Annotated in this window: 15 protein-coding genes and 1 CRISPR repeat array; all 15 genes read left to right on the forward strand. The window is 42.7% G+C overall.

Features of this window, described 5'->3' with window-relative positions; genetic code table 11:
- Window positions 1-42: 42 nt before the first annotated feature.
- The 15 genes from NST97_RS01810 (at window position 43) to pfkB (ending at window position 15,500) form a co-directional block, all read left to right on the forward strand.
- Window positions 43-432, forward strand: coding sequence for a phenylalanine racemase (locus NST97_RS01810; RefSeq protein ID WP_311066949.1), 390 nt, complete (start codon window positions 43-45; stop codon window positions 430-432).
- A complete protein-coding gene (locus NST97_RS01815) occupies window positions 433-3,255 on the forward strand; it encodes a phage tail protein (protein ID WP_341342850.1) in 2,823 nt (940 codons plus the stop codon). It abuts the gene before it with no gap.
- Entirely contained in the window at window positions 3,255-4,001 is a 747-nt protein-coding gene (locus NST97_RS01820; protein WP_311066951.1) for a distal tail protein Dit, read from the forward strand. The genes NST97_RS01815 and NST97_RS01820 overlap by 1 nt, the downstream gene beginning before the upstream one ends.
- Window positions 4,002-4,014: 13 nt before the next feature.
- Window positions 4,015-5,052: a hypothetical protein gene (locus tag NST97_RS01825; RefSeq protein WP_341342851.1), complete on the forward strand. Its 1,038-nt coding sequence runs from the start codon at window positions 4,015-4,017 to the stop codon at window positions 5,050-5,052.
- A 5-nt stretch (window positions 5,053-5,057) separates the two neighbouring features.
- Window positions 5,058-6,545, forward strand: a complete 1,488-nt coding sequence (locus NST97_RS01830) for a phage tail protein (protein WP_341342852.1) — start codon at window positions 5,058-5,060, stop codon at window positions 6,543-6,545.
- A 2-nt stretch (window positions 6,546-6,547) separates the two neighbouring features.
- Entirely contained in the window at window positions 6,548-6,748 is a 201-nt protein-coding gene (locus NST97_RS01835) for a hypothetical protein (protein ID WP_041820878.1), read from the forward strand.
- A gap of 6 nt (window positions 6,749-6,754) precedes the next feature.
- On the forward strand, window positions 6,755-7,558 hold the full coding sequence (locus tag NST97_RS01840) for a hypothetical protein (RefSeq protein ID WP_341342853.1): 804 nt from the start codon (window positions 6,755-6,757) through the stop codon (window positions 7,556-7,558).
- On the forward strand, window positions 7,555-10,425 hold the full coding sequence (locus NST97_RS01845; protein WP_339195259.1) for a glycosyl hydrolase family 18 protein: 2,871 nt from the start codon (window positions 7,555-7,557) through the stop codon (window positions 10,423-10,425). Before NST97_RS01840 ends, NST97_RS01845 begins: the two co-directional genes overlap by 4 nt.
- A 25-nt stretch (window positions 10,426-10,450) precedes the next feature.
- Window positions 10,451-10,720: a hypothetical protein gene (locus NST97_RS01850; protein ID WP_311066957.1), complete on the forward strand. Its 270-nt coding sequence runs from the start codon at window positions 10,451-10,453 to the stop codon at window positions 10,718-10,720.
- Window positions 10,721-10,734: 14 nt separating this feature from the next.
- Entirely contained in the window at window positions 10,735-10,977 is a 243-nt protein-coding gene (locus NST97_RS01855) for a phage holin (protein ID WP_311066958.1), read from the forward strand.
- Window positions 10,978-11,005: 28 nt separating this feature from the next.
- Window positions 11,006-11,314, forward strand: coding sequence for a hypothetical protein (locus tag NST97_RS01860; RefSeq protein WP_311066959.1), 309 nt, complete (start codon window positions 11,006-11,008; stop codon window positions 11,312-11,314).
- Between the two features lie 66 nt (window positions 11,315-11,380).
- Window positions 11,381-11,956, forward strand: a complete 576-nt coding sequence (locus NST97_RS01865; RefSeq protein WP_341342854.1) for a hypothetical protein — start codon at window positions 11,381-11,383, stop codon at window positions 11,954-11,956.
- An 83-nt stretch (window positions 11,957-12,039) separates the two neighbouring features.
- The gene (locus NST97_RS19175; RefSeq protein ID WP_375338781.1) at window positions 12,040-12,843 is read left to right on the forward strand and encodes a glucosaminidase domain-containing protein; all 804 of its coding nucleotides are present in this window, start codon (window positions 12,040-12,042) and stop codon (window positions 12,841-12,843) included.
- A gap of 252 nt (window positions 12,844-13,095) precedes the next feature.
- Window positions 13,096-13,530: a CRISPR direct-repeat array (repeat unit 30 nt; unit sequence GTTTTTATCTTAACTATGAGGAATTGAAAC).
- A 303-nt stretch (window positions 13,531-13,833) separates the two neighbouring features.
- Complete coding sequence (locus NST97_RS01880; RefSeq protein WP_094245600.1) at window positions 13,834-14,583, forward strand: DeoR/GlpR family DNA-binding transcription regulator; 750 nt, start codon at window positions 13,834-13,836, stop codon at window positions 14,581-14,583.
- A 2-nt stretch (window positions 14,584-14,585) separates the two neighbouring features.
- Complete coding sequence (gene pfkB / locus NST97_RS01885; RefSeq protein WP_341342855.1) at window positions 14,586-15,500, forward strand: 1-phosphofructokinase; 915 nt, start codon at window positions 14,586-14,588, stop codon at window positions 15,498-15,500.
- The last annotated feature ends 13 nt before the right edge of the window (window positions 15,501-15,513 follow it).

Consider the following 15,513-nt stretch of genomic DNA (forward strand, 5'->3'; position numbering starts at 1 on the left):
GATACTTCCCAGGTCGAACCGCGAACCGGGAAACAGAAGGAATTGGCGGAATTAGCAAGTTCTTATTCTCGTGAACGAGAACTTGCTTTTTTTGTTGTCAATTTTGGCTTTACGAAACGGGATTATAACGAATTGACCGAAGTGGAAAAGGCGTTTATTTACAAGGCCTATGAAACAAAACTGGTTACGGAAATGACGCATCTTAGAAACGCGGTTCTGAATGCAATCAATAACGCCTTTAGAAAGAAAAACAAAAAATTCATAGAGCTGTTCAAACGGAAACAGGCCAAAGCGGACAAAGAATACAACGAAAACGCGATTCAAATCATTACGGAAATGGAAAAACGCGACGGTAAGTCTTGGATTGACAGGATTTACAAAGAAGCGGGCCTGAAACGGCCGGTGAAACCGGGACGGAAGGTTGGTGATTAAATGGCAGATTACACTCTTACAGCTAAATTAACAGCGGATCCGAGTGGATTCAGGGCTGGTTTCCAAAAAGCACAGGAATCTTTGGCAAACCTTCAAAGCCGAGTGAATCAAACCGGGAAAAGGTTTCAATCGATCGGGAAATCCATTTCGGATTTTGGTAGCAAATTGACGCGGAATATAACTTTACCAGCGGTAGGGGCGGCGACGGCACTCACTAGCATTACGCTTGTAAAAGGTTTTGACCGTCTGGTAGGGATTGATTCTGCTCGTGCTAAACTGAAAGGTTTAGGCCATGATGCCGAGGCTATTGAGAGCATCATGGATTCCGCGTTGGCGTCTGTTAAGGGGACAGCTTTCGGCTTGGATGAAGCGGCTACGACTGCGGCCAATGCGGTAGCGGCTGGAATCCCACCGGGGAAAGAGCTAACTCGTTATTTGAGCTTAACAGCGGACACTGCGGCGATCGCTGGTGCGTCATTAGGTGAAATCGGTGCAATCCTGAACAAAGTTACCACATCTGGCCGAGCTTACAACAGTGAACTACAAATGCTTTCCGACAGAGGTTTGCCGGTTTATCAATGGCTGGCTGAAGAAGCAAATACGACCGCGGACGCTATCTTTGATATGGCAAGTAAGGGAGAAATCTCCACTGATATGCTCTTGAATGCCATTGAGAAAAACATCGGCGGTGCGGCCAAAATCATGGGGGAAGAATCGTTTTCTGCGGCGATTGCGAATATCGGAGCCGACATTGCTCGTATCGGTGCTAATTTCCTTGATGCTGGCGGCAAAGCCGGAGGGTTTTTCTCAACGGTCAAGCCACTATTAACCGAATTCCGCGGCTTTTTGGCCCAAGTTGAAGAACAGGCGGCCGATTGGGGTGTTGCGTTCGGCCAAGCGTTTAATAATGTTATTGATCGTGTTCGTGAGCTAAAATCCTGGTTTGATGGCCTATCACCTTCCGTCCAAACACTTATTACAAGGGCTGTAGCCATTGGTGCTGGGTTCTTAGTTGGGATCGGGCCTGCTTTGAAGGTTGTAGGTTTTTTAACGACACAGTTTGGTTCATTACTGAATATCACGTCGTTGTTGTTAAGTCCGATCGGTCTGGTTGTTGTCGGGATTACGGGGCTGGCTGTTGCCTTTGGGGTGGCAATGGCAAAAAGTGAAGAGTTTAGGAATCTTGTTTTTGGCGTTTTTCAAAATTTAGCAAGCATTATTTCTACCGTAATTGCGACGGTGTCGCCGATCCTGCAGACAATGTGGGATGGTGCTCGTGAAGGCCTGGCATCTTTTGCTGAAGCAGTAGGCGGTCGATTAATAAATGGATTCGAATTGATTGTTTCCGTTCTGCAGACGGTTATTGGTGCTGTTACGGAATTCGTTTCTAGCTTTATCCAAGGTTTCCAAAGTGCCGGTGGCGAGGTCACATCACTTTCTTCCTTGTTCCTAGGGTTTAATCCGGTTTTAAGCATGGCTTTGTTAATACTGCAAGAATTCGGTCCTCAAATTGCACAGGGATTTAGTCAAATTGCATCTATGGCATTACCGTTACTCACCATGCTCGGTCAATCGTTGGGGCAATTGGCAGCGGCCATAATTCCGATGGTCATGAATGTGATCAGTGCTCTGATGCCTGTCGTTATGAGCTTAGGGATGACCATCATGGATTTAGCGATGGCCATAATTCCGATTTTGATTGATGTCTTTAGTCAATTGTTACCGATCATCACTCAGCTGGTGACTACTTTCGCCGGCATTATTGCTCAAGTCGCACCATTAGTGACTATCCTGGTCAGCTCTTTGGTTCCTGTTTTAATGATTTTGATTGAAACGGTCCTGAATATCGTTCAGGCTGTCGCACCGGCTCTTATTGCGATTCTCGGAGCTGTTGCTTCGGCGTTTGATGCCATCATTCCTGTGGTGATGGCGGTGTTATCGACGGTCGTTAATGTCGTAGCAAATATCATTTCGGCCATTTCACCAATTGTCGCTTTTGTTGCTGGCATCATTTCGTCAATCATTAGCATAATTTCGCCGATCGTCACGTTTATCGCTGGAATTATTAGCTCGATTTTCAGCGTAATTTCGCCAATCACTTCATTTGTTTCCGGCGTGTTTAGTACGGTGTTTAGTATTATTTCCGGCGTATTTCGTAACATTTTAGGGACGGTAACTTCGGCGATCCGTACCGTTTCTAGCATAATCAGCTCTTTGAGTGGTGTCGTTTCCGGAGTGTTTAACCGGATTTTCTCGATTGCATCCAGCATTATGAACCGGGTGAGCTCGGTCATAACTGGAGTGTTTAATGCTATTCAAAGTTCCTGGTCTGGCTTGACCAGCTTTGTTTCCGGTGTTTTTAGCGGTATCGGTAATGCGGTACAAAGACTTGTCAATCAAGTAAAAAGTTTTATCAATGGCGTTATCGGTGGAATAAACGCGGCAATTGGTCTGATTAACAAAATTCCTGGGGTAAACATATCAAAAATTCCATACCTGGCTCGAGGTACGGATGACTGGGAAGGCGGTTTTGCAAGAATCAACGAGGGGGGTCGCGGAGAGCTCGTCCTTTTGCCTTCTGGAACTCAAGTCATACCTCATGACGTCAGCATGCGGTATGCGAGAGAAATTGGGAAAAACCATGCCCAGCTCTCTCAGGGCGGAAGCGATTTAAGAGATTTTACGGTCTACAATGGTCCTAAAGAGGTTGTTGTGCCGGTCAATCTGGATGGTCGCGAGATTGCTCGTGTTACCGCACCGTATATGGACCGCGAATTGGGCCATATTCAACGATCCAGAATTCGTTCAAGGGGTGGTTTTTAATGCTGACGTTTAATGGTCACGATTTGAGCGACCTTATCATTGTGAATAATGTTGGCCGGCCAATTCTCGCACCGCGGCACCTAAGCACTAAGGAGATTTATGGGCGTCCTGGTGCTTTCTTTTTTGAAAAAAGAGACGGTCCTATTTTGTTGCCAGTGGAAGTCACTTTGCATGAAAAGGATCATCAAAGTTACCGGTCTTTGGTTCGTGAATTAGCGGTTTATTTGGACACCGAAGAACCTGTTCCGATGATTTTTTCGGATGAGCCGGACAAATTCATTGAAGGAATTTTGGCCGATGAGTCCGTCCTGGATGAAATCGCGACGGTCGGTCAGGGGGAAATCCAGTTTTTCTGTCCTGATCCATATTGGTACGCCATTGAGGACGACGTGATGTCATGGAATGGTCCGGGAACCTATACGCTTGACCGGAAAGGGACGGCGGTGTCTTATCCAAAGATCGAAATTCAAGGGTCTAATGTAGGCGGTTCAATTCAGCTGGTGACTGATAACGCGGATATTACTTTTACCGGGGAGCTTGCGGCCGGAGAAACGCTTGTATTGGATTCCAAATTCGTTACTGCTTACATCATAAAAACGGATGGCACTCAAGAATCGGCTTTAAATGACATTGACAATATCGACATGCCGGTTTTAGTTCCTGGTGCAAATCGTTTATCGATATCGGTCGAAGGAAACGCGACGGTTTCAACGTTCAAAGTAACAGCTCGTAGTTGCTGGAAGTAAAAGGGGGGATAATATGGCCATTACACCTTATCGCGATTTGTCAAGCGAGGATATTTTGGCGGCTCATGTGAGTGGTTTGCAGCATTCCGTCAATAAAATTGAGTTAGTCCTGGATATGAAAACTTCACAAACAACAGGTCACCAATTGCGGCCGGTTGATGACCAGGACGATCCTTCTTTACGTTTTCGCATTTATGAAGGGTCAATTCGTGGCTGGTTGGAAGAGCCGGAACCGATTATTTATCGGAATGGCTCGGTAGTGGATCCGAATGATTATGTAATTTCTCCGGCTCATGGTGTAGTGGTATTCCATCAACAGCAAGCATCAACGGACGAAATCACAGCAGATTTTACGCACATAACTGCCGGGTCCTCGGTAATTGAAAGCCTGCAGTCTGGGATTGATCAATATTCGGCCTTGCTTGCCAATAATCCGGGAGGGACTTTTCATTTTTATCCTGTTTCCGGTTCTTATTTAACGCATTTTCGTCGTGATTATAATCCACTTCATCCTGATGGCTCTGTAAATGTGGACACTCATAGGCCGTCTTTTGCAGTTCTTGTCTACGGGAACACCATTGATGCCTTTCCGTTTCCGGTTACAACAAAAACACGTTTCAAACAAGCGGCTATGAGTTTGAACTATGCCAGTTCTACCGTCAATGTGAAGGTCGGAATTTATCAAGATAACGGTTCTATGCGTCCTGGCCGGCTCTTGTATGAAAGTCCAACAATAACGATTCCTGCCGAGGGCGGCTGGGGTTATGCCGACGTTAACTGGGAACTAGAGCCTGGTTTTTATTGGATTGCTCGGCATGATGGAACCACAGCCTACTGGAATGGGTTAGGACAACAAAGCGTTATTCCTTTGGTGTCATTTAACGCGGTTACTTTTTTGCGTGACCTCACTGAAAGGCCGAATCCACACACTTATTATGGCGGCTATCGAGCGACGGATATTCCGTTTGGAAATATGCCGGATCCGTATCCTGCGAGTGGTGAGTTGTTCCAGCGTGCTCACTATTGTTCGCCTTGGCTTGTTGTGGAGTGATGTGAATGAATAAATATAACCAGCTTGGTTCTGTGCGATATAACCAGCTTGGAAGAATTAAATATAACAGTCGGGGTGCCCGGGAAGTCAAACCGTTGTTTAATCGTCTAGCTCAAGCTAGGCCGGTTATTCTTGATCAAAACCGCCGACGTTTGGCAGTCCTGGAAAATGCCGACAATATAATCCTGGAGCAAGAAATAAACGGGATTGACCAGGTTACGTTTACGTTGCCTTGGAAAGACGAAAAGAGAAAATATTTAGTTAATGAGAACTTGGTCCAGCTGGTTAATAGCATTTATATCATCCGTCGTGTGAGCGTGAAACGGTCCGGGTTGTCGCCGGCTGAAATTGAAGTTTACGCGGAGGCTCTCTGGTATGATCTACAATTTGCTGAGCCAGTGGAGCATGCTCGTTGGGAAAGTGCTACGCCTGAAGTTATTATGAAGGACATCCTGGATGGCACTGGTTGGCGTGTCGGAAAAGTGACTATTACTCGGGAACGCACACTTGAACTGGAAGCAGGGTTTACCAATCGTTTAAAGGCTTTGCATGAATTGCCTAGTCTTTTTGGTGGTGAATTACATTTTAATACCGATACCATGACGGTTGATTTTACAGAACCAGTTGGTCGCAAATCCGGGGCGGCTATCGCCTATTCAAAAAACCTGGAAGAAGTCGAGGCGATTTACGACACCGAGGAATTGGTCACAAAACTTTATCTGTATGGTAAAAACAACATGTCAATCGCGGATGCGAATGATGGCGTTCCTTATTTGACCGACTTTTCCTTTACCGATAAGGTTCGGGTTCGGGTCACTAAAGACGAGCGGTTCACGAATCCGTACCACTTAAAGGAACGCGGCGAGGAAGCTCTGAAGGTCCTTGCTCGTCCTCGGTCCTCTTATGTGTTAAGAGCGGCTGATTTATCGGCTTTGTCCGGTATGTCGCATGAAGAGTTTTTCCTGGGCGACGAGGTTTTAGTCTATGATAAAGAACTCGGCATTAATGTTCGGACTCGGATCGTGTCCTGGAAGTATAATGTTATCCAGCCTTGGAATACAGAACTTCAGCTGGAATCTAAACAGCCGAGCTTGTCTGATTTGTTAACTGGGATCCAGGAAGGGGCCGAGTTTTTGTATTCCGAGGACGCTGTTGAACGAGACGAAATGCTGAACCTTCATGTTTTTAACTATTTGATGAATTCTCGCGGTGATGATGGCTTTAATTACTGGACAAACGATGGCTGGGAGTTGGATGCGGAAAATGGCTACAGCGGAAATGCTTCATTTCGTGCGACAGCCCAGCCTGGCGTGAAGAAATCATTGCGGCAAACAATTTATCCTGCACACCGCGAATCGTATTCATTAAGTCTGCGAGTAGCAACAGAAAACCTACGGGTCGGAAATGGCCGCGTGGGTGTTTATGTAAAATTCAAATATCAAGATGGAACGGAAGAAGAGCCTATCTGGATTCCGTTAAGTGAGGATGAGTAGTCATGTTATTTTTTAATTTTTTCAACCGGAAGATAGATGTTCCGGATCCTAGTCGCGGTGTTTCTGCGATTGAAATTGAGTTTGTGGTGGAAAATTGCCAGTCTGGTTCCGTTAATGTAACGGATATTATGTTGCAAGGCGGAACGATCGCGACGATGTGGACCGGGCATCCATCGGAGATGCGTTGGTCTTTGGATGGGTGATGAAAGATGAACAAAGAATCCTGGACGCGATATTTCACTAAAGTTGAAGGAGCAAAAGAGAAAAAAGTTTCTAGTATTGAAATTGAGTTTGTGGTGGAAAATGCGGAACAGGGTTCAGTTCATATCACCGATTTTCAATTGCAGGATGGCGAGCAAGTAACCGCGACCATTCCGAACACGTCCGAATGGTTCAAAGCGAAATATGGCACACTGGATGAAACTGTCACTGCTGTTGGCGATGATGTTTACTTAGGTGATCAGCCGAGAGTCTTTGAAAATGTCCAAAACCGATTTTATAACATCGTCGGTCGCGGGCATGAAGTGATTGTGGTTCCGAATATTTTTGAATCCAATTTTAATGAGCCGACGGTAACGACTCCAGTTGATTTAACTCTTTATGCAAAAAATGAGTTTGATTTATTGCGGATTTCGTCGAATTATGGAGCGTTTAAAACAGGTTATGGTGAAATGGCCTACGAGGATGAACCGGATCATCCTTTGAACAAACGGTATACGCGTGAATTTATTTTTGATATTCCTGGTGGTCCTGGGAGTGAAATTAAATTGCTGGGCACTCAACGTGTGGCCACCGTTGATGGGAAGCCGGCCAATTTGGCCAGTCGTGTTATCTCTGTTGGCGAAGGGAAATTGCCGATAAGACGCCAGATGTTTATGGGCTTGGCCTACGGTTCAAATCGGATCCGTATTGAATTTTATAAGCTGGTGGATGGCGTTATGCGTGATACCGGGATTGGTTTTTGGGGAATTGCTGAATTGTTCCATTGGGAAGAAGGGGGGTCTAAGTTTTGAAGTTCATCTCATGGACCTTGAATGAACCGTCTAATGCACAGTTTGCGGAATACGCGACCGAAGTTTCACCAGGTGAATGGCGGATCCTTAATCCGGACGCCTGGAAAAACTGGGGCGGCAATCAAAAGAATTTCTGGCTCGCTTTCATGAATCATCATGATAAAATTTACGGAGTTGGCCTGCATGATTTCGGTGTAAATGCCGACGGTACGATTTATAGCTATAAAGCCGGCGAGGGATACCCGGTTCTAAATGAAGATGAGACGGCCATTCGATGGTGGATGCGTGATTCACTTCGTTTTTTGGTCGACCATTATCCAGATATCAAATGGTCGTTGCAAATGGTTTGTTTCGGTGCATCTCGTGTGGAGCCGATCCTCGATAATGTGAATGGAGCACAGGACACTTTTGTTCGGCAATTTAAAAAAATAGCCGAGCTTTATTTGAACCGGTTTCCTGGACGGATCAAGGGGATTGAGATGGACTTCGAGAAAACTACATCAAGGCCGCGGTCGGCTCAAGAACCGGAAAAATACCGGGACCTTTTGAGACGTGTAAAAGACGAAGTTTGCCGGCCACTTGGTTTGGAGATTCGTGTAAACCTTCATGCCATGACCGGTGAGTATAATCCGTCCTGGTATGCTTGGACGAATTATTCGACCATTGCTGAAGCGGATCTGGATGAATATCAAATCATGTCATATGATTTCTCGGCTGGAAATACCGCACCGGGGCCATCGACTCCTGTCTGGTGGCTTTTAGAGGTCTTGGATCATGTTCGGAATGTTTTACCACCGGAAAAGACTTTTATCGGGAATGCGGCCTATGGGCGGCGTTGGTCCTTAAATCGTGACCGTTTGGGTACTGCGATTGCTTATTGGCAGTTGCTACAGTGGCAAAATGGCCTGTTTAAGCATAACGCCGGGCAACGAAACGACCAGGGCGAGTTCATTTGGTTCGATCAATCGTTTATTCCGTATTGTGGATTCCATGATGAAGAGTCGGGCTATGAATATACTTTTTTGCATTGTTACGATCGTTTTCAGGCTCGCTTTGCTCGTCTGTTGCCTTACAATAACAGTCAAGTGGTTTATCGGGGGACTTATCGAAACGCGGAATACATCACCAGCTATTCCAAACACCAACGTGCCAAATTTACCGGGATTCAAAGGGTATTGACCGAGGCGACCTCGACCTCTGGACATATCAGCGATGCTCATTCTGTTTGGGAACCTAAGGATGATCTGCCTGGTTATACCTTTTATGGTTACAATACGTTACCTGGCCAGTATCTTTACGACGAAGCGACGAATTCGTGCGTCCGGGCCAGCGGTGCTATTGGTCAGGATGGGCGTGTCACTTATTCGTTTTCTTTATCAACGCCTGGAACGTATCGCCTGGTAGCGACGGTATATTTTCCTTATCTGAATTGCCGCATTCCTATTAACGTGAATGGGGTTGATTATGTCATTGGCGAGGATATTCCGGATTGGTATCCGTTTTTCGTCAATCCATCCCATCACTTTTTCGATTGCGGCACTTTTTCGTTTAGCACATCAAATACGATTACAGTTGGTGTTACTCAAGATTTAGCTCAAATCATGGGGTTTGTAATCTGTCGGGATTTTGAACATGGAATGTCCGGAGGAGAAGTTGAATATAACGTTAATCTTCAAGTTCCCAAAAAGAGAGGATCCGTTGTTGATGGTGTTGTTACGAAAGTGGACGCAGATATGCCGGATGAAGTAACGCTGACTGCTGAATTAATCCGTCGCCATCCAAGACCGGCGATTTTTTGGGAAGACTTGTTTGGTCCTTTTGCTGATCAAGAAGTGGAGAATTTGACGGAAACGAATTATTACCAGAGGGCGATTACCGGTTTCCGGGCACCAAATGGACCATATCCGGTTGATGGGGCTTGTCGTGGTCCACTTCAAAATATCGGTTATTCAAATGGAACATGGCGGCCAGTTGCCGCGTCTGGCGGTGATGAAGCTCATGTTTATTGTGATGCTCGGAATAGTTCGGCACAGCTTGTGTTAAATCGTGAGTTCTCCTTCAACGCTCATATTGAGGCTGACATTCGAGCCTTGGATTCAAATGCGATTTATGGAATTCGTTTTTACGCGAGAAATCCTGGAACGGTCGGAAATGGTTATATTGCACAGCTTAACTATCGCAATCGAACAGTTCGACTGGTTTACGAAAGCGGCGGATCCAGTCAGGTCTTGGCGACTGCGGCCATGTCGGAAACGTTGGCTAACGGCCTAGGAAGTCGCCATACTCTCACCGTTCGTGTTCACAATGGTCGCATAAAAATTCTGGTCGGTGCTGTCGAATATATCAATTATTCCGGTTCTTTACCTGGTTCTTTGTCTAGGGGTGCTCATGGCGTTTATGCGAATGGTACAAGAATCCGTTGCTATCGCCTGCACATTGCTACAAACGACCGGTATGAACCGATGGAGAAAGTGTCAGCGATTGTTGATGGGCGGGAATATGTTGCTTTAGAAGAGGACCGTCCTTATTCGTATGATGAATTGGGCTATTTAGTATACAGCGGGTTTAATCCGGATGAAGGCCTGGATATTGACATTGACAATGATTACGATAACTTTCCGATTGTCAATATTCCGTCCTGGGTTGGTGAAAAAACAGTCCGTATCCGGATGGTGGATGCTGGTGTATGGTTGAGAAACTTCTATATCGGCGATTCGGAAGGCTATTCCATCGCTTGGAACAGTGATCTAGAAGGATTCATTCGAACACTCCGATACATTTCGGAGTATGGATGCAAAGGCGTAGCCATGTGGACCGTCGGGCAGGAAGATCCGCGCGTGTTCACATATTTGCCAACTCCTGAATGATAGATGGCAGAAAGGAAGAGTATTGGTGGAACAATGGTATTCGAACAAAGAACTATTCGAACAAATTATGAAGATGAGAGATGAGATTATTAGTCTACGCTCTGAAATGAAAGAAACCAGAGACATCATCAGAAAATACAACGGGTTGCGAGAAGAACTGTACAACATTGAAAGCGAAATTGAGAAACTTAAAGCAGCTGAAAGCGGCAAGACAACCGTTTTAGATGCCATTCGAGAATGGGGCGGTTGGATTGTCGCTATTTTAATGCTTATCGTGAACATCATTCAAAATTGAAAGGAGGTGAGAGTATGAATTGGAAGGGTGTTACAAAAAGTACTTGGATTAGAATTATCACTTTATTTTTGGTATTAATCAACCAAGTATCAATCTCTTTTTTTCATTTTCAATTGCTGCCTTTTACTGATGAAGAAATTTATGAAGGCGTTTCAGTTGTGTTGACAGTCATTGTTTCCATGTGGACTGCATGGAAGAATAATAGCCTCACAAAAAAAGCGCAACAAGCAGATCATTATTTGGAATCTTTTAAGTAAAGGGAAATCGGAAAGGGGGAATAAAATCATGCCTTTTATAAAAACTGACGCGACATATTATGGACCTAAAGCAAAATACATTGAGGTTTATGCAAATTGTACGCCATACAATGGGAACGCACATCTTTATGCAGGTGTATACCTAGTTCGAGGTACGACAGGGCGAATAGTTGTACACAATAAAGTTGTAGGAATAAATGGGCATATGGATTTTAGAAATAACATAAGAATATATCCTACCGATGAAAGAGGAACATACTACGTAAAGGTTGAATGGTACAGTGCATCAGGTAAGTTACTTTATTCTGCACAGAAGACTATTTACTTGGTAAAATAAAAAATTATTGATCCCCTAAAAATCATTTGGTATGATATTTCCAAATGGTTATAGGGGGATTTTTCCATGAAAAATTTATTGTTTATTATGGGAATCGCATTTAACTTCATGATGTTTAATATAAGTTCAGATGAAGTTAAAAGTTATAAAACTGAAGATAGTACGGCGGAAGAACAGGATTTGTCAGACATATTTAAAAATGATTCTTACGCATTCGCTCTATCCCTCCAATACGTTGATTATGAAGATAAAGTCGTATTTAAAAACGAACAAATAGCAAAGCAACGTTTGAAGAATGTTCAAAAGTATTTAGATGATCTGACAGATCATGGCACAAGTTTCCATGCAGTTGAGAACTTAGAGATTAATGATAAATGGCAGAAGCTTGTGGAGGATGTTGCTTATCTAAAATATTATGGATTTGATGAATCAGAAATTTTGAATGATTTAAATATTGCGGGGGCCTTAATACTACAGGCAGAAAATTACTATGATAAACCTTCTTTAAGCTATCTCTATCAAATTTTTACAGATTTAAATTCCGCTATAAACGGAGAAAAAGTTGAATATAATGTAACTCGTACATTTAGCCCAGAATCTCAATTTAAAAGGGTTAGTCTTTATTTAGCCTCAAAGAAATGATAGTCAAGAATGTTTTTTGATCCAGAAAAGAGCAATCGTGTTTGGTTGCTCTTTTTTATTTTTTTTCATAAGGAGATGATTAAATGGAATTCATCAAACAAATCGCTCCGCACGCTCAAAAAATTCAAGAGAAGTACAAAATTCTTGCATCGCTTGTGATTGCGCAAGCGTGTTTGGAAAGCAACTTTGGCCAAAGTGGATTAGCTCAAAATGGGAAAAACCTTTTCGGAATCAAAGGAAGTTACAACGGTCAGTCGGTAACGATGAAAACGACTGAATATCGCAACGGCAAGCCATACAAAACGGATGCCGCATTTCGGAAGTATCCTTCATGGGTAGAGAGCCTGGAAGATTTAGCACAGCTCTACACAAACGGTGTTTCTTGGGATAAAAACAAATACAAGTCAATTATCGGTGAAACGAACTATGTGACTGCATGCAAAAAGGTCCAAGAGTGCGGATACGCAACCGATCCAAACTATGCAGCAAAGTTAATCCGAATCATTGAAAAATATGAGCTGCACAAATACGATAAAGTTGGAAATAAAAAGCCGACAAAACCTGAAGCTGCAGCGAAAAAAGAAGAACATCAAGTTTATACAGTCAAAAAAGGCGATACCCTTTCAGAAATTGCTCAAAAATATGGAACGACTGTTAATGAATTGGTTAAACTGAACAACATTAAAAACCCAAATTTGATCATCACCGGGCAAGTATTAAAAGTGCCTGCTAAAACAGAAAAAGATGAGTATTACGCTGTAAAGAAGGGTGATACCCTAACTAAAATTGCAAAGAAGTACGAAACAACCGTGCAAAATTTAGTGAAGCTCAATAATATCAAAAATCCAGACTTGATTCTTGTCGGGCAAAAGTTGCGTGTGAGGTAAAAAAGTACGACCGAAAAGGCCGTGCTTTTTTACCTGCTTTTCTTGATGTAATCGGAAGAATTAAAGGGGACAAATTGGGGGCAAAAGCTATTTGGAGGGCATAAAATTCACTCGGATTTACGCTAAGATGAAAAAGAAAAACCCTTGATTTTCAAGGGTTTTAAAAATTAGCAACAATTCACAAGATAAATGTTATAATTTATGAGGAATTGAAACTCCATTTTGGGTATTGTCGGTTCCGTTGTCGTAAAGGTTTTTATCTTAACTATGAGGAATTGAAACAAAATGATCCTAAACGAGTTCGTTTTGCTGTTGTAGACGGGTTTTTATCTTAACTATGAGGAATTGAAACTTCGCATCCCCATATCTTTTAACTCAGCAATACTTTTGTTTTTATCTTAACTATGAGGAATTGAAACGTTCGGCAACACGAACGAAGCTATATTCATCTTCAAGTTTTTATCTTAACTATGAGGAATTGAAACAAACATCGTATATGTATGAATTGATCGACCATGTACGTTTTTATCTTAACTATGAGGAATTGAAACAACAGTTTCAAGCACTTTTTACATGTAACTTTTGGGACGTTTTTATCTTAACTATAAGGAATTGAAACTTTTGTTTTCTATCGTCGAGGTAAATCTTGATGGCTAGGTTTTTATCTTAACTATAAGAACTTAAATCTCATTCATTCGGACTGATTCAGAACACGCAGGGCAACGTTTTTCATAATTTATTTACTACCCTTTCTCCTTGACAGATGTCTGTAGGAGAAAGGGTTATTTTATTGGCGAACATGATGTAGAAGATTCCTTTTTTTTTCTCGTTTTGGATTAAATGGACTTGTCATATGATCGTTTGTGACTGATTTTTGTCATAAAACGACCATTTTTGAATGTTTTTGATAAAAAATGATAGATTTTCGAAAGTGCTTACACTATAATGAAATTAGAGAAAGAGAAAACATCCAGATGGGAGTTGATAAGGCTGCTAACACCAGAGAGACACCGGATCATTTTAGAGCTGTTGGAACAAAAGGGAGTCGTCAAAATTCAAGAATTGGTGGAGGCAACCTCTTCGTCAGAATCTACGATTCGAAGAGATTTAAGCCAATTAGAAAAAGAAAAAAAGTTAAAGAGAGTTCATGGCGGAGCTTCCTTATTTCAACAAAGAAGTGAAGAGCTGAGCATCTCCGAAAAATCGACAAAGAATTTAGAAGAAAAGCGGATGATCGCTCAATATGCAGCGAGTCTCATTCAAGATGGTGATTGTATATATCTGGATGCGGGTACAACCACCTTTCAAATGATCCCGTACATTTCTGCTCAAAAAATAAAAGTAGTAACAAATGGATTAACCCATTTGGAAGCACTGCTTGAACAAAATATCGAAACCTATTTAACGGGTGGTTATGTAAAAAAGACCACAAGAGCTCTCATCGGTAAGGGGGCTCAAGAGGGGCTGCAATCGTATCGTTTTGATAAGGCCTTTATGGGTGTTAACGGCATCCACCTTGAGTTTGGTTATACAACTCCTGATCCAGAAGAAGCGGCTGTGAAAAGCCTCGCAATGAATCTCTCACAAAAGTCATTTGTTCTGGCTGATCATACAAAATTTAATGAATTTACCTTTTCAAAAATTACAGATTTAAATGATGCCGTCATTATTACAGATGAAATTGATCAAGAAATCTTAGAAGAATTTTCAGCCAAAACCGCAGTAAAGGTTGTGAAATAATCATGATTTATACGGTTACCTTAAATCCATCGATTGATTATCACGTCCGTATTAATCACTTAAAAATAGGAGAATTGAACCGAGCGGAAGAAACACTTTACTTCCCGGGAGGAAAAGGGATCAATGTGTCCCGCGTATTGAAACGCCTTGGTATCGATAGTGTTGTATTAGGTTTTGCAGGCGGTTTTACAGGAGACTTTCTTAAGAATGCATTAATTAGTGAAAATATTGCCATTGATTTCACTGAGGTGGAAGAGCCTACCCGGATCAATATAAAGCTGAAAGGAGATCAAGAAACGGAAATTAACGGGAATGGACCTGCCATCTCAAAAGAAAAGCAGGAAAAGCTATTATCAAAAATTTCTTCTTTGAATAAAAATGATGTTTTAGTGCTTGCTGGCAGTTTGCCTCCAACAGTTCCTGAAAATTTTTACGAGACGATAGCATCGATTTGTCAGGAAAGGGAAATACCGTTTGTCGTTGATACATCAGGACCGAGTCTAAAACGGTTGATACCTATGAGACCTTTTTTAATAAAACCGAACCATCACGAATTAGGAGAGTTGTTTCATGTAAACATTGAGACGATAGAAGATGCAATAAAGTACGGAAAGAAGCTGCAAAATGAAGGAGCAAGGAATGTAATCGTTACCATGGGAGGAAACGGAGCAGTATTGATTAATACTGATCATACCGTATTGGCCAAAGTCCCAAAAGGTAACGTGAAAAATACAGTAGGAGCTGGGGATTCAACTGTTGCCGGTTTCTTAGCCTCCTATTTTCAAAACCATGACGCGATCAAAGCATTCCAACACGGCGTCAGTGCCGGAAGTGCAACAGCATTTTCAGAAGATTTATGTACAAAGGAAAGCGTGGAACAGCTTCTTCCAAATATTCGCTTGGAAATTTATCGGTAAGGAGGATTGTGTA

Source organism: Aeribacillus sp. FSL K6-1305, assembly GCF_038050115.1.
GTDB classification, from domain to species: domain Bacteria; phylum Bacillota; class Bacilli; order Bacillales; family Aeribacillaceae; genus Aeribacillus; species Aeribacillus composti.

What these genes read in the sequence shown, in the direction of transcription:
- NST97_RS01815 (WP_341342850.1), top strand. Translation starts at nt 433, where the DNA reads ATGGCAGATTACACTCTTACAGCTAAATTAACAGCGGATCCGAGTGGA.
- NST97_RS01820 (WP_311066951.1), top strand. Translation starts at nt 3,255, where the DNA reads ATGCTGACGTTTAATGGTCACGATTTGAGCGACCTTATCATTGTGAAT.
- NST97_RS01825 (WP_341342851.1), top strand. Translation starts at nt 4,015, where the DNA reads ATGGCCATTACACCTTATCGCGATTTGTCAAGCGAGGATATTTTGGCG.
- NST97_RS01830 (WP_341342852.1), top strand. Translation starts at nt 5,058, where the DNA reads ATGAATAAATATAACCAGCTTGGTTCTGTGCGATATAACCAGCTTGGA.
- NST97_RS01835 (WP_041820878.1), top strand. Translation starts at nt 6,548, where the DNA reads ATGTTATTTTTTAATTTTTTCAACCGGAAGATAGATGTTCCGGATCCT.
- NST97_RS01840 (WP_341342853.1), top strand. Translation starts at nt 6,755, where the DNA reads ATGAACAAAGAATCCTGGACGCGATATTTCACTAAAGTTGAAGGAGCA.
- NST97_RS01855 (WP_311066958.1), top strand. Translation starts at nt 10,735, where the DNA reads ATGAATTGGAAGGGTGTTACAAAAAGTACTTGGATTAGAATTATCACT.
- NST97_RS01860 (WP_311066959.1), top strand. Translation starts at nt 11,006, where the DNA reads ATGCCTTTTATAAAAACTGACGCGACATATTATGGACCTAAAGCAAAA.
- NST97_RS01865 (WP_341342854.1), top strand. Translation starts at nt 11,381, where the DNA reads ATGAAAAATTTATTGTTTATTATGGGAATCGCATTTAACTTCATGATG.
- NST97_RS19175 (WP_375338781.1), top strand. Translation starts at nt 12,040, where the DNA reads ATGGAATTCATCAAACAAATCGCTCCGCACGCTCAAAAAATTCAAGAG.
- pfkB (WP_341342855.1), top strand. Translation starts at nt 14,586, where the DNA reads ATGATTTATACGGTTACCTTAAATCCATCGATTGATTATCACGTCCGT.